This is a genomic window from Pseudoxanthomonas sp. JC1303, from assembly GCF_058448525.1.
Genome location: NZ_CP185958.1, coordinates 217,037 through 229,583 on the forward strand (window position 1 = coordinate 217,037; position 12,547 = coordinate 229,583).

Below are 12,547 nucleotides of genomic sequence, written 5' to 3' on the forward strand. Positions count from 1 at the left end.
GCCCTTGCCTGGTGACGAACCGATGAATCGCTCCCGCTTCACCCTGTTGCTGTCCTCCCTGCTGTGCACGGCCTTGCCGCTGCACGCCCAGCAGGTCGAATCCGCTTCCGACGACCAGACCGCCACCGACCTGGCCGCCATCCGGGTCAAGGGCCAGCACGATGTCCAGACCAGCCAGGCCAACAGCTTTGGCCCCGGCACCTGGAAGGACACCCCGGCCTCGCTCAACGTGCTGACCCGGGCGCTGATCGACGCACGCCAGCCGCGCTCCTTGAGCGAACTGACCGCCAGCGATGCTTCGGTTGGCGACAGCTACGCGGCGGTGGGCTACTACCAGGACGTGTCGATCCGCGGCTATGCGCTGGACCTGGCCACCGGCCTGCGCTTCAACGACCTGACCCTGGCCGGCGAGCAGCGCATTGCGCTGGAGAACGTCCAGCAAGTCGAGATCCTCAAGGGCGAGGCCGGGTTGACCGCCGGCATCATGGCGCCCGGCGGCATCATCAACTTCGTCTCCAAGCGTCCCGAGCGGGTGCAGGAGCTGACCGTCGGCACCGACTCGCATGGCTCGCGTTACACCGCGCTGGATGTCGGCCGCTGGCTCACTCCCACCTTCGGCCTGCGCTTCAACGCGGCGTGGGAAGACACGCACTCCTACATCGAACACACCGACGGGCGGCGCAATTTCTATGCGCTGGCCGCCGACTGGCTGATCGGCGACAAGGGCAAGCTGGAACTGGACGGCGACTACCAGACCAGCGCGCAGCGTTCGGCCTCCGGCTACCAGTTGCTCGGTGGCGATACGCTGCCCAGCCACGCCAGCGCGACCAAGCTGCTGGGCTACCAGCCGTGGGCGCAGCCGGTGTCCATCCAGAGCGCCAACGTCACCGCGCGCTACACCTACCAGTTCAACCCCGACTGGCAGGGCAGCGTGGCCTTCGGCAACAGCCGCAGCGTGATCGATGACAACGTCGCCTTCGCCTACGGCTGCTTCTACGCGACTGAATGCGCCGATGGCAGCATGCCCGGCAACTATTTCGCGCCCAACGGCGACTACGACGTGTACGACTACCGCAGCCCGGACGACACCCGCCACAACCAGCAACTGCGCGCGCAGCTGCAGGGCCGCTTCGACACTGGCGCGCTCAGCCACCAGCTGACCTTTGGCGCCGATGGCTATCGGCGCACGGTGGATCGCCGCCAGGACGTGTACGACTACGTGGGCACCGCCAACATCGACGCGGCCACGCCGGTGTTCGCGCCCTCGCCCAACGCGCCCGGCCCGTCCGCGCGCCGCCTGGACGATACGCAGTGGTCGGTGTTCGCGCTGGATCGCATCGGCTTGGGCAATGGCTGGCAGTGGCTGGTGGGTGGGCGCTTCGCCAAGCTGGACGAGATCGCCAACGATAGCGAGGGCGTGCGTGAGCGGCGCAGCATCCTGAGCCAGTTCCTGCCGCAGACCGCGCTGATCTGGCAGGCCACGCCCCGGCTCAACGCCTACGCCAGCTACAGCGAGGGGCTGTCGCTGGGCCAGGAAGCGCCGTGGTGGACGTCCAATGCCGACAGCTTCCTGCCGCCGCTGCATTCGCGCCAGGCCGAGGTCGGGGTGAAGTTCGCCGCCACCGACGCGCTGGACCTGGGCGCGGCGCTGTTCCGCATCCGCCAGCCGCTCCAGTACGCCATGCCCGATGACAGCGAGGCCGGGTATACCTTCGTCCAGCGCGGCCAGCAGGTGCATACCGGCCTGGAGCTGACCGCGAACGGACAGCTCACCGAGCAGTTGCGCCTCAATGCCAGCGCCAGCCTGCTGCGCGCACGGGCCCAGGACAGCGGCACCGCGGCCATCGAGGGTCACCAGCTGGTCAACGTTCCCAAGGCGCGCGCCAGCGTGTTCCTCGACTACACGCTGGCGTCGGCGCCGGCCTGGAGCTTCAACGCGGGCTGGCGCTACGCCGCCGCCAATGTCGCCACCGCCGATGGCCGCCTGCGCGTGCCGGCGTACCACGTGTTCGATGCCGGACTGCGCTTCCGCAATCAGATCGCTGGCCACGCCATGACCTGGCAGCTGTCGGTCAACAACGTGTTCGACAAGTTCTACTGGCGTGATACCGGCAGCAGCGGCGGCGATTACTACCTGTTCCCCGGTGCCCCGCGGCTGGCCCGTCTAAGCGTGACCTGGGCGCTGTGAGTACCGAACTGCTCGAGTGGATCGGGGCGGCGGTCAGCGTGGCCGCCGTATGGCTGACCGCGCGCCGGCACCTGCTCAGCTGGCCAGTCGGACTGGCCTCGGTGATCCTGTACGCCAGCGTCTTCGTCGAGGCCAAGCTCTATTCCGACGCCCTGCTGCAAGGCGCGTTCGCTGGCTTCATCGTCTATGGCTGGTGGCGCTGGAAGCAGCACCTGGATGACGACGGCCGGGTGCAGGTCGCACCCCTGGACCTGGGCGCGGCACTGCGTGATCTGGGCATCGGGGCGGTGGGCGCGGTGGCCCTGGGCACGGTGATGCACCGCTACACCGACGCCGCCCTGCCCTGGCTGGACGCGGCGCTGACCGCCTTCAGTCTGGTGGCGCAGTGGTGGCAGGGCCGCCGCCACATCGCCGCGTGGTGGCTGTGGATCGTGCTGGACGTGATCTACACCGGCCTGTACGTCTACAAGTCGCTCGATGTCACCGCCGCGCTGTATCTGGGCTTCGTTGGCCTGGCGGTGATGGGCCTGCGCCAGTGGCGGCGCGCGGCGCAGACCGCACCGCTGGCCGCCGCTTGAACCCGGCCAGCGCCGACGTCGACTGACGCCAGCGTCAGGCAGTGCTAGGGTGCCGGACTTTCGCTCGGCGCCCCTTCGCATGTCCGCACGTCCCGCTTCACGCTCGCTGGTCGAAGGGCCGATTGGCCGCAACCTGTTGCTGTTCTCGCTGCCGATCCTGGGCGGCAACGTCGCCCAGTCGCTCAACGGCTCGGTCAATGCGGTGTGGATCGGCAAGTTCCTGGGCGAATCGGCGCTGACCGCCGCGGCCAACGCCAACAGCATCCTGTTCTTTCTGATCGGCTCGGTGTTCGGCATCGGCATGGCCGCGACCATCCTCATCGGTCAGGCCATCGGCGCCGGCGACACCGCCCGCGCGCGGCGGGTGATGGGCACCAGCGCCAGCTTCTTCATCGGACTGTCGGTGCTGATCGCCTGCTGCGGCGTGTGGCTGGCGCGCCACCTGCTCAGCGCCATGGGCACCCCAGCCGATGCGCTGCCCCTGGCCGAGGCCTACCTGCGGGTGATCTTCCTGGCGATGCCGCTGATCTACGCGTTCGCCTTCCTGTCGGCGGCGCTGCGTGGCGTCGGCGATGCCAAGACCCCGTTCCGCTACCTGCTGCTGGCCGTGGCGATGGATTGCGTGCTGGATCCGATGCTGATGCTGGGCGTGGGTCCGTTCCCGAAATTGGGCATCGCCGGCGCAGCGTGGTCGACGCTGGTCACCCAGGCCATTGCTCTGGCCGCGATGCTGGTCTCGCTGCGCCGGCGCGGTCACGTGCTGTGGCTGGGGCGCAAGGACCTGCACCTGCTACGCATCGACCCGGCAATCCTCAAGGCGCTGGTCACCAAAGGCGTGCCGATGGGCCTGCAGATGGTGCTGGTTTCGATGGCGATGATCGCGATGATGACCCTGGTCAACCGCTTCGGGACCGACATCGCCGCCGCCTATGGCGCTGCGCTGCAGACCTGGAACTATGTGCAGATGCCGGCGATGGCCATCGCCGCGGCGGCCTCGTCGATGGCCGCACAGAACGTCGGCGCCGGACGCTGGGATCGGGTCTCGGCCACCGCGCGTACCGGCGTGCTGTTCAACTTCCTGATGACCGGTGCGCTGATCGCGCCGCTGATCCTGCTGGACCACTGGACCTTCGGCCTGTTCCTTGAATCGGGCAGTCCCGCCTTCGACGCCGCCCGCCACCTCAACCACATCGCGATCTGGTCGTTCCTGTTCTTCGGGGTGATGTTCGTCCTGTCCGGCGTGGTGCGCTCCACCGGCGCGGTGATCGTCCCTTTGATCATCCTGGTGATCTCGCTGTGGGGCATCCGGGTGCCCTTTGCCAAGCTGCTGCAACCCACGTTGGGGAGCGACGCGATCTGGTGGAGCTTCCCGACCAGTTCGCTGTGCTCGATGCTGCTGTCGATCGCGTATTACCGCTGGGGCGGCTGGCGCAAGGCGCGGATGATGAACGCCGATGCCAGCCAGGTCGCCATCCCCTCCGAGGTCCCGGCCCGCGTGCCCTCGCCCGTGGCCGACCCGGCCGAGCCGGACTACCGGCCCGACGACGCGTTGCAAAAGCCCTGAGCCCGCGCGGCGACAGACCTTAGAGCGCGTCGATATCCCCAAGCGCCTGGATGAGCCGCCGCGCGCGCTTGTCCGGCTTGGTCTCCGGCGGCCGGTAACCGGTGCGCTGCGCGGCACGCAGCGCGCGCGCCTCGGATCGCCGCTGTTGAGACTCCGGGCTTTCCTCGTACAGCGCCTGGGCCACGGGCGCAGGCCCGCGCTGGTCGGACAAACCGCGCACGGCGATCTCGAAGCGTTCATCGCCGCGTTGCACCAGCAGCGCGTCTCCGATGCGCACCGTGCGCGAGGGCTTGGCCCGCTGGCCGCCCAGCTCGACCTTGCCCAGGGTCACCGCGTCCTTGGCCAGGGCGCGGGTCTTGTAGAAGCGGGCCGCCCAGAGCCAGACATCCAGGCGCACCGACGGGCTTGCGGGCGTTTCAGTCATGCGTTCCTGAGAAGTCGGGTTTGATCGTGTCACGTGCGCGGGGCGTGAGGTCGATCGATTCGTCGGGATGGCAGGGGTCGCGCACCATCGAGGCCGTGTTGCCACGCGCCAGGGCATTGGCGGACGAGGACGACGCAAGCTGGCATTCGGGCCGGTCGGCAGGCCGTACCGCCGTCATGTCCTCGCGCCCGGGGTCGCTGGCACAGGCCGACAGCAGCAGCGCCGTCGCAAGCAGGGTTCCCTGCAGTTTCATCGGGTTCTTCCTCCGTGGAAATCGACTCGCCCAGTCAGCGCCTGGTCGCGTGAAACTCATGTTCCGGCACTGCCGCCGAAGCGGATTTCGGCATGCGGCGCCTGTGCGTCGACATCGTGCTGGCAGGCCTGGGTCATGCGTGCATCGCGGAGGCCCTGCTCGAAGTCCTGTCCGTGCTTGCCATCGCGGATCTTGTCCGGAAACGGTGGCTGGTTGGCTGCCAGCTGCGCCTGCTGCTGGCATTCGTAGGACAGCGTGGAGCCATCCAGTCCTGGGGTGCTGGCGCAGCCCGCCAGCCAAGCCAGGCATGCAGATAACCCAAGACCGCCGATTGCATGGAGCTTCCGTGGCATCGCGCTTCTCCTTCATGCTGGTCATGTCCGCGAACAGACGCAAACCCGGGCCCGGAAAACACGAAACCCGGCGTGCGCCGGGTTCCGAGCATAGCGCGGCTGCATCGCAGCCGATGGCCGTCGCCTTATTCGGCGGACTTGGCAGCCTCGGCAGCGGCGGCCTGGCGGGCGACCTTGGCGGCGGCGGCGGCGGCCAGGTCTTCCTTGATGCGGGCAGCCTTGCCCTGCAGACCACGCAGGTAGTACAGCTTGCCGGCGCGGACCTTGCCGCGGCGCTTGACTTCGACCGAGTCGATGGTCGCGCTGTGGGTCTGGAAGACGCGCTCAACGCCGTAGCCGTGCGAGATCTTGCGCACGGTGAAGGCGGAGTTCAGGCCGGCGTTCTTCTTGGCGATGACCACGCCTTCGTAGGCCTGCACGCGCTCGCGGTTGCCTTCCTTCACCTTCACATTGACGACGACGGTGTCACCCTGGCTGAACTGCGGCAGCTCGCGGGAAATCTGGGCGGACTCGAACTCCGCGATGATGGACTTGTTCAACTTGCTCATGGTGGCACCGATTCTATGTTCGGGTGGGTGTGTCGGATTCGACAGCGGCACTGATGCGGTCGCAGGATTGCGCCGCACGATCGTTTTTATGTGGCACCCGTGACCAGACTGGTCGCAGGAACCGCGTATTCTAGAACACTTCCCCGCGCGAAAGCTAGCTGAGGAAAGGCTCAGTCGCCGGACGCCTGCCGCTCGGCCCGGAACGCCTCCAGCAGCTTGCGGTCGGCGCGCGACAGCGCCGCCTCGTCCAGCAGGTCCGGGCGTCGCAGCCAGGTCCTGCCCAGCGACTGCTGCCGGCGCCAGCGCGCGATGGCCGCGTGGTTGCCCGAACGCAGCACGTCCGGTACCTCGCCCCAGGCGTGGCTGGCCGGATGGGTGTAGTGCGGACAGTCCAGCAGGCCCCCCTCGCCCTCGAAACTGTCCTGCGCCGCGGACTCGGCATCGTTGAGCACGCCCTCGCGCAGGCGCGCGACCGCGTCGATCAGTACCGCCGCACCCAACTCGCCGCCGGACAGCACGTAGTCGCCGATGGAGATCTCCTCATCGACCTCGTGGGCCAGGAAGCGCTCGTCCACGCCCTCGTAGCGCCCGCACAACAGGATCATGCGCGGCAGCAGCGTTGCCAGTTCGCGCACGCGCGCCTGGGTCAGCGGACGTCCCTGCGGGCTGAGATAGATCACCGGGGCCGGCGCGGGATCGGCCAGGCGCGCATGATCCAGACAGGCCCGCAGCGGCTCGATCAGCATCACCATGCCCGGCCCGCCGCCGAAAGGGCGATCGTCCACGCGCCGATAGTTGCCGGTCGCGTAGTCGCGCGGATTCCAGCCCTGCACCCGGAGCAGATCGCGCTCGCGCGCGCGCCCAACGACACCGAAGCCGGTGCTCTGGTCGATGAACTCGGGGAACAGGCTGATGACGTCGATGCGCATGGGCGGAAAATGCGGCGGCTTCACAGGCGAGTATGGCCAACCGCAGCCGACCACGCGCTCTTCAGAAGTCCGGGTCCCAGTCCACTCTTACCACGCCCGCGTCGAAATCCACCCCGTGGACGAAGTCCGGCTCGACGAAGGGAATCAGGCGCTCCTTGTCCCCCCGGGCCACCAGCACGTCGTTGGCACCGGTCGAAAACAGGTGCGAGACGGTGCCGAAGTCACGGCCGTCGGCATTGAGGACGCTCAGGCCTTCCAGGTCGACCCAGTAATACTCATCGGGCTTGGGCGGCGGCAGCGCGCTGCGCGGCACCGAGATTTCCAGCCCGACCAGCGCCTCGACCGCATCGCGGTCCTCGACACCAGGAAAGCTGGCGATCAGATGCTTGCCGGACGGCTTGCCGCGCACGCCGGAGACCTCGCGCTCGCGCCCCGCGGCATCGCGCAGGGTCCAGGGCTGATAGCGGAAGATCGTTTCACGCGGCTCGGTCCATGACTCGACCTTGACCTGGCCACGCACGCCAAACGCGCCGACCACCCTGCCCAGCAGGATGCGGCGCGTCGTGTTCTCACTCATGGGAGAAGCAGCCGGCCGCGAGCAAGTCGCGGCCGAGGCGCGATCAGGCCGAAGCCTGGGCGGTCGCGAGCTTGCCCGCTTCCTTGTACAGGTTGCGGACCTTGTCGGTCAGCTGGGCGCCCTGGCCGACCCAATGGTCGACGCGCGCGATGTCCAGCACGATGCGGGGCTCGGCGCCCTGGGCGACCGGGTTGTAGTAACCCACGCGCTCGATGTTGCGGCCGTCGCGCGCGCTGCGCACGTCGGTGACGATGATGTGGTAGAAGGGGCGCTTCTTGGCGCCGCCGCGGGTAAGGCGGATCTTGACCATGGTGTGCTCTCGGTGTTGCCCAGTCGCCAGGATGGCGCGGTAAGCCGGTAAGTATAGCGGGCCGCGCGCGTCGCGCAAACCCGCATCGGACGCCAGGTCAGGGCCGCTCCCAGGGTTGGGTCTCCAACGCCCGGGCCAGCAGGTCGGGCAGTGTCGGCGCTGCGGGCAATGCCTGATCGTCGATCGAGGCAACCGGCGCACAGCCATTGGCGTTGGCCGTGAACGCCGCCAGGGTCCGCGCTTGATCCAAGGTCACCCGGGCGTGACGCTGCGGGACCCCCAAGCCCTCCAGCCCGCGTTGCAGCAAGCCCTCACAGGTCCCTCGCAAGGCCGGACCCTGCGGCCACAGCACGCCGGACCCGTCCCAGAAGCCGATATTCCAGACCGAGCCTTCCACCACCGCCGCTCCGGCGCCCTCGACGAACAATGCATCGTCCGCGCCTGCCAGCCGCGCCTGTCGGCGATAGTGGAACAGCGGGAAGGTCGCCACGTGCTTGATGTGGGGAAGCGGACGCACGAAGGCGTAGGACTTGAGCCTCACGGGTCGAGCAGGCGCGATCGCCCCGACGGGCGCGACCGAAAACAACCACTCGGGCACCACTGGCCGCAGCGGATCACGATGATCGAAATCCCGCGCGAAGCCGGTCACACGCACCGACACCAGCTCGGTGCCCGCCAGGGCCGCGCGCAGCTGGGTGCGCAAGGCGGCTTCGTCGAACGGCGCCTCGAACAGGGCGGCCTGCCCCTCCCGCAGTCGCGCCAGATGCAGGTCCAGGCCCTGCACGGCGCGTTCGCGCGCGCGGAAAGCAGTGAAGTGACCATAGTTATGCTGCGCCAGCGCGCGCAGGTGCTCGGCCGACACGGCATGCCCGTCGAGCGTCAGGCGAGGCGTGCTCACAGCAGCGCGTCGGCCTGCGCCCACCATGCGTGCAGCAGCTCGGCCGCCGGCCGCGCCTGGGCCGCCCAGGCGGATTGCCCGGCCCAGGCCTGCAGGGCATCTAGCCGGTCCTCGGCCACCGCCTGCTTGCGCATCGCGGCGGTCAGGCCGCGCTGCACGGGGTATGGCGCGGGCAAGGGTGCGTCGGCGGCCGCAGCCGCACGCACGTAGGCGGTGGCCACCGAGCGCCCCAGCCGACCGGAAAACGCCCGCGTCGGCCACGTGTCCTGCGGCTCAGTGTCGGCCAGGGCCTGCGCCCAGGCCGGGGCGATCGCGGCCTCCGGCGTGCGCAGGAACGCGGTGCCGACCATCGCGGCGCTCGCCCCCAAGGTCAGCGCAGCGGCGACGCCGCGCCCATCGGCGATGCCTCCGGCGGCGATCACCGGAATCGACAGTGCATCGGCCAGGCGCGGCACCAGGGCAAACAGGCCGACCAGTTGGTGCTCGGCGGCGGCCGGGTCGAAGGCGCCGCGATGGCCGCCGGCCTCGAATCCCTGGGCCACCACCGCATCGGCGCCAGCGTCCTGCGCCAGCCGCGCCTCGGCCAGCGTCGTGGCGGTGGCGAACCAGGCGATGCCGACAGCCTTCAGCGCCCGTACCTGGGGCGGCGTGAGCACGCCCATGATCGTGGACAGCACCTGCGGACGCGCCGCCAGCACGGCATCGAACTGCGCATCGAAATCCGCAGGCCGCGCATCGCCCGCACTGGCAGGTACTTCCGGTCCCCACTGCGCCAGCAGCGCGCGCACGGCAGCCTCGGCTTCGGCATCGCGCACAGGCGGCGCGTCCGGCACCCACAGATTGACCTGTGCCAGGCCGTTGGAACGACTGCGAAATGCCTCCATCCAGGCGCCGATGTCCTGCGGCGCGGACAGCACTGCCCCCATCGCGCCCATGCTGCCGGCGTTGGCCAGCGCCGCGGAAAGCGCCACCGGACAGGCCCCGGCCATCGGCGCCAACAGCACCGGCAGTTGCAGGCCGAACCTTGCGCAGAAGGCCTGCGATCGCAGGCGTGCGGCCGAGGTCATCAGGCGCTCAACGGAACGGCATGCCGCCGCGGCCGCCGCCCATGGCGCCCATCATGCCTTTCATGCCGCGCATCATGCCCTTCATGCCGCCGCGGCCCAGCTTGCCCATCATCTTTTCCATCTGCGTGTACTGCTTCATCAGCTTGTTCACGTCGGAGGGCTGGGTGCCCGAGCCCTTGGCGATGCGGGCACGCCGCGAGCCATTGAGCAGCGCCGGGTTGCGGCGCTCCTTCTTGGTCATCGAGTTGATGATGGCGATCATGCGCGGCACTTCCTTGTTGCCGGCGACCTGCGCCTTGAGATGCTCGGGCACCTGGCCCAGGCCGGGCAGCTTGTCCATCAGCGCGCCGATGCCGCCCATGCCCTGCATCTGCTCGAGCTGGTCGCGCATGTCGTTGAGGTCGAACTTCTTGCCCTTGGCGACCTTCTCGGCCAGCTTCTGCGCCTTGTCCTTGTCGACCTGGCCCTCGACCTGCTCGACCAGCGACAGCACATCGCCCATGTCCAGGATGCGGCTGGCCACGCGCTCGGGATGGAACACGTCCAGACCGTCGGGCTTTTCGCCCACGCCGATGAACTTGATCGGCTTGCCGGTGATGTAGCGCACGCTCAGCGCGGCACCGCCACGGGCGTCACCGTCGGTCTTGGTCAGCACCACGCCGGTCAGCGGCAATGCTTCGGAGAACGCCTTGGCGGTGGTCGCCGCGTCCTGGCCGGTCATCGAGTCGACCACGAACAAGGTCTCCACCGGCTTGACCGCCGCGTGCAGGGCCTTGATCTCGGACATCATCGCCTCGTCGATCGCCAGGCGGCCGGCGGTATCGACGATGAGCACATCGATGAAGGACTTGCGCGCATCGTCGATGGCGGCGCGGACGATGTCCTCGGGTTTCTGCGAGGCCTCGGACGGGAAGAACGGCACGTCGACCTGCTGGGCCAGCGCCTTGAGCTGTTCGATGGCGGCCGGGCGGTAGACGTCGGCCGAGACCACCATGACCTTCTTCTTGCGCTTTTCCTTCAGGTGCTTGGCCAGCTTGCCGACCGTGGTGGTCTTGCCCGCGCCCTGCAGGCCGGCCATCAGGATCACCGCCGGGGCCGGGACATTGAGGTTCAGGTCGGTGGCGGCCGAACCCATGACCGCGGTCAGCTCGTCGCGCACGATCTTGATCAGGGCCTGGCCCGGGGTCAGCGACTTGAGCACTTCCTGGCCGACCGCGCGCACCTTGATGCGTTCGACCAGGGCCTGGACCACCGGCAGGGCCACATCGGCCTCCAGCAGTGCGATGCGCACTTCGCGGGTGGCCTCGCGGATGTTTTCCTCGGTCAGGCGACCACGGCCACGCAGGCGTTCGATGGTGCCGGACAGGCGCTGGGTCAGGGATTCGAACATGGCAACGACCGGAGAGAAAAAGCGGGCGCGCAGTATATCCGCCAAGGCAGACCCCATCCGGCGCCCCGCGCCGCATCGGAAAGCGGCAGACGCGTGAGACACTTGCGCGATGGGATTCATCGCACCGTCCATCCTCCTTTATCTGCTGGCCACCTTCCTGCTCGTGCGCACGGTGGGCACCGATGTCGCCGGTCCCGGGCGAACTTGGCGCTGGCCGGCCCTGGCCGCCATCGCGCTGCATGCCGGCTACCACCTGTGGATTGCCTGGCAGACCCCGGGCGGCCCGGACATGCACTTCTTCTCCGCGCTCTCGCTGGTCGCCCTGGGCATGGCCGCGGTGACGACGGTGTTCGCCACCCGTAGCCGGATGGCCACCGTCGGCGTGGTCGCCTTTCCGCTGGCGGCCCTGATGCTGGCCGCCTACCACGCGTACGGGCATCGCCCCTCTCCGCCCCTGGACTGGCGCCTGCAACTGCATGCGTGGCTGGCGCTGCTGGCCTACGCCACCCTGGGCATTGCGGCGGTCCTGGCGATCATGCTGTGGGTACAGGAGCGCGCCCTGCGCCGGCGCGCCTTCAATGCCTGGCTGCGCGCGCTGCCGCCGCTGACCGAGCTGGAAACCCTGCTGTTCCGCACGATCACCGTGGGCTTCGTCCTGCTCACCGCCGTCCTGCTGACCGGCACGGTGTTCGTCGAAAACCTCTTCGCCCAGCACCTGATCCACAAGACGGTCCTCAGCGTGCTGTCGTGGCTGGCCTTTGGCGGCCTGTTGCTGGGCCGCTGGCGCAGGGGCTGGCGCGGGACCACGGCCGTGGGCTGGACCCTGACTGCCATGGCCCTGCTGGTGCTCGCCTTTTTCGGCAGCAAGGCGGTGCTGGAACTGATCCTGCATCGCACCGTGGGAAGCTGACCGTTCTGTCAGCGGAATGCCGCGACGCGTCATTCCATTGCTGAAACAATATTTGCATTGACAAATATCCCATGCGCGCGGATCATGCCGCGCCATGAAGCGCCGTCCCGTCATCTGCACACCGGCCAGCGGCTCCTCGCTGGGCTTACTGATCCGCCAGGTCCGCGATGGAATCTGGGCGGTCCTGGAGAAGGAACTGGCCCAGACCGGCCACGACCTGACCTTCAGCCAGTTCATCACCATCAAGAAGCTCGCCGATGGCATGGCGAGCGTGACCGATCTGGCCCGCGTGGCTGAAGTCCATCCCGGCGCCATGACCCGCCTGCTTGACCGCCTGGAAGCCCGCGGCCTGGTCGTGCGCCAGGCCGACCCCGGCGATCGCCGCGCCCTGCACATCCATCTGACGGACGCGGGCGTGGGCATCTGGAAAGACATCCAGCAGTGCGGGGAGCGCGTGCTCGAACGCGCAACGGCCGGCATGACCGAGGCCGAATCCAGCGAACTGATGCGCCTGCTCGAGCAGGCACGCGACAACCTTACCTCCGAGATCGATTGACC

Annotated in this window: 15 protein-coding genes; 5 read left to right on the forward strand and 10 right to left on the reverse strand. The window is 68.6% G+C overall.

Annotated elements, in window-relative coordinates:
• The first annotated feature begins 22 nt into the window (after positions 1 to 22).
• From ACORQU_RS01010 to ACORQU_RS01020, 3 genes are all read left to right on the forward strand, one after another.
• Complete coding sequence (locus ACORQU_RS01010) at positions 23 to 2,188, forward strand: TonB-dependent siderophore receptor (protein ID WP_491642852.1); 2,166 nt, start codon at positions 23 to 25, stop codon at positions 2,186 to 2,188.
• The gene (pnuC, locus tag ACORQU_RS01015) at positions 2,185 to 2,766 is read left to right on the forward strand and encodes a nicotinamide riboside transporter PnuC (protein WP_491642853.1); all 582 of its coding nucleotides are present in this window, start codon (positions 2,185 to 2,187) and stop codon (positions 2,764 to 2,766) included. Before ACORQU_RS01010 ends, pnuC begins: the two co-directional genes overlap by 4 nt.
• Positions 2,767 to 2,845: 79 nt before the next feature.
• Complete coding sequence (locus ACORQU_RS01020; RefSeq protein WP_491642854.1) at positions 2,846 to 4,330, forward strand: MATE family efflux transporter; 1,485 nt, start codon at positions 2,846 to 2,848, stop codon at positions 4,328 to 4,330.
• Positions 4,331 to 4,349: 19 nt separating this feature from the next.
• Here ACORQU_RS01020 and ACORQU_RS01025 read toward each other — a convergent pair whose 3' ends face one another.
• The 10 genes from ACORQU_RS01025 to ffh form a co-directional block, all read right to left on the reverse strand.
• Positions 4,350 to 4,754, reverse strand: a complete 405-nt coding sequence (locus tag ACORQU_RS01025) for an RNA-binding S4 domain-containing protein (RefSeq protein ID WP_491642855.1) — start codon at positions 4,752 to 4,754, stop codon at positions 4,350 to 4,352.
• Positions 4,747 to 5,007, reverse strand: coding sequence for a hypothetical protein (locus tag ACORQU_RS01030; protein ID WP_491642856.1), 261 nt, complete (start codon positions 5,005 to 5,007; stop codon positions 4,747 to 4,749). The genes ACORQU_RS01025 and ACORQU_RS01030 overlap by 8 nt, the downstream gene beginning before the upstream one ends.
• Before the next feature lie 56 nt (positions 5,008 to 5,063).
• The gene (locus ACORQU_RS01035; protein WP_491642857.1) at positions 5,064 to 5,360 is read right to left on the reverse strand and encodes a hypothetical protein; all 297 of its coding nucleotides are present in this window, start codon (positions 5,358 to 5,360) and stop codon (positions 5,064 to 5,066) included.
• A 125-nt stretch (positions 5,361 to 5,485) separates the two neighbouring features.
• On the reverse strand, positions 5,486 to 5,908 hold the full coding sequence (gene rplS, locus ACORQU_RS01040) for a 50S ribosomal protein L19 (protein ID WP_271645226.1): 423 nt from the start codon (positions 5,906 to 5,908) through the stop codon (positions 5,486 to 5,488).
• 170 nt (positions 5,909 to 6,078) lie between these two features.
• Positions 6,079 to 6,837 carry a tRNA (guanosine(37)-N1)-methyltransferase TrmD gene (gene trmD / locus ACORQU_RS01045; RefSeq protein WP_491642858.1) on the reverse strand — a complete coding sequence of 253 codons (759 nt, stop codon included), beginning with the start codon at positions 6,835 to 6,837 and terminating at the stop codon, positions 6,079 to 6,081.
• A 61-nt stretch (positions 6,838 to 6,898) separates the two neighbouring features.
• Positions 6,899 to 7,414 carry a ribosome maturation factor RimM gene (rimM, locus tag ACORQU_RS01050; RefSeq protein ID WP_491642859.1) on the reverse strand — a complete coding sequence of 172 codons (516 nt, stop codon included), beginning with the start codon at positions 7,412 to 7,414 and terminating at the stop codon, positions 6,899 to 6,901.
• Between the two features lie 43 nt (positions 7,415 to 7,457).
• Complete coding sequence (gene rpsP, locus ACORQU_RS01055; RefSeq protein WP_271645223.1) at positions 7,458 to 7,724, reverse strand: 30S ribosomal protein S16; 267 nt, start codon at positions 7,722 to 7,724, stop codon at positions 7,458 to 7,460.
• Positions 7,725 to 7,821: 97 nt separating this feature from the next.
• Positions 7,822 to 8,622 (reverse strand): aminotransferase class IV, encoded by an 801-nt coding sequence (locus ACORQU_RS01060; RefSeq protein ID WP_491642860.1) that lies wholly within the window; start codon positions 8,620 to 8,622, stop codon positions 7,822 to 7,824.
• Positions 8,619 to 9,689 carry an NAD(P)H-dependent flavin oxidoreductase gene (locus tag ACORQU_RS01065; protein ID WP_491642861.1) on the reverse strand — a complete coding sequence of 357 codons (1,071 nt, stop codon included), beginning with the start codon at positions 9,687 to 9,689 and terminating at the stop codon, positions 8,619 to 8,621. Before ACORQU_RS01065 ends, ACORQU_RS01060 begins: the two co-directional genes overlap by 4 nt.
• Positions 9,690 to 9,696: 7 nt before the next feature.
• Positions 9,697 to 11,079, reverse strand: a complete 1,383-nt coding sequence (ffh, locus tag ACORQU_RS01070; protein WP_491642862.1) for a signal recognition particle protein — start codon at positions 11,077 to 11,079, stop codon at positions 9,697 to 9,699.
• A gap of 109 nt (positions 11,080 to 11,188) precedes the next feature.
• On the opposite strand from ffh, the gene ACORQU_RS01075 reads away from it, so the two are divergent.
• Positions 11,189 to 11,989 (forward strand): cytochrome C assembly family protein, encoded by an 801-nt coding sequence (locus ACORQU_RS01075; RefSeq protein WP_491642863.1) that lies wholly within the window; start codon positions 11,189 to 11,191, stop codon positions 11,987 to 11,989.
• A gap of 94 nt (positions 11,990 to 12,083) precedes the next feature.
• A complete protein-coding gene (locus tag ACORQU_RS01080; RefSeq protein WP_271645218.1) occupies positions 12,084 to 12,545 on the forward strand; it encodes a MarR family winged helix-turn-helix transcriptional regulator in 462 nt (153 codons plus the stop codon).
• The last annotated feature ends 2 nt before the right edge of the window (positions 12,546 to 12,547 follow it).

What these genes read in the sequence shown, in the direction of transcription:
- ACORQU_RS01010 (WP_491642852.1), top strand. Translation starts at nt 23, where the DNA reads ATGAATCGCTCCCGCTTCACCCTGTTGCTGTCCTCCCTGCTGTGCACG.
- ACORQU_RS01020 (WP_491642854.1), top strand. Translation starts at nt 2,846, where the DNA reads ATGTCCGCACGTCCCGCTTCACGCTCGCTGGTCGAAGGGCCGATTGGC.
- ACORQU_RS01025 (WP_491642855.1), bottom strand. Translation starts at nt 4,754, where the DNA reads ATGACTGAAACGCCCGCAAGCCCGTCGGTGCGCCTGGATGTCTGGCTC.
- ACORQU_RS01030 (WP_491642856.1), bottom strand. Translation starts at nt 5,007, where the DNA reads ATGAAACTGCAGGGAACCCTGCTTGCGACGGCGCTGCTGCTGTCGGCC.
- ACORQU_RS01035 (WP_491642857.1), bottom strand. Translation starts at nt 5,360, where the DNA reads ATGCCACGGAAGCTCCATGCAATCGGCGGTCTTGGGTTATCTGCATGC.
- rplS (WP_271645226.1), bottom strand. Translation starts at nt 5,908, where the DNA reads ATGAGCAAGTTGAACAAGTCCATCATCGCGGAGTTCGAGTCCGCCCAG.
- trmD (WP_491642858.1), bottom strand. Translation starts at nt 6,837, where the DNA reads ATGCGCATCGACGTCATCAGCCTGTTCCCCGAGTTCATCGACCAGAGC.
- rimM (WP_491642859.1), bottom strand. Translation starts at nt 7,414, where the DNA reads ATGAGTGAGAACACGACGCGCCGCATCCTGCTGGGCAGGGTGGTCGGC.
- rpsP (WP_271645223.1), bottom strand. Translation starts at nt 7,724, where the DNA reads ATGGTCAAGATCCGCCTTACCCGCGGCGGCGCCAAGAAGCGCCCCTTC.
- ACORQU_RS01065 (WP_491642861.1), bottom strand. Translation starts at nt 9,689, where the DNA reads ATGACCTCGGCCGCACGCCTGCGATCGCAGGCCTTCTGCGCAAGGTTC.
- ffh (WP_491642862.1), bottom strand. Translation starts at nt 11,079, where the DNA reads ATGTTCGAATCCCTGACCCAGCGCCTGTCCGGCACCATCGAACGCCTG.
- ACORQU_RS01075 (WP_491642863.1), top strand. Translation starts at nt 11,189, where the DNA reads ATGGGATTCATCGCACCGTCCATCCTCCTTTATCTGCTGGCCACCTTC.
- ACORQU_RS01080 (WP_271645218.1), top strand. Translation starts at nt 12,084, where the DNA reads ATGAAGCGCCGTCCCGTCATCTGCACACCGGCCAGCGGCTCCTCGCTG.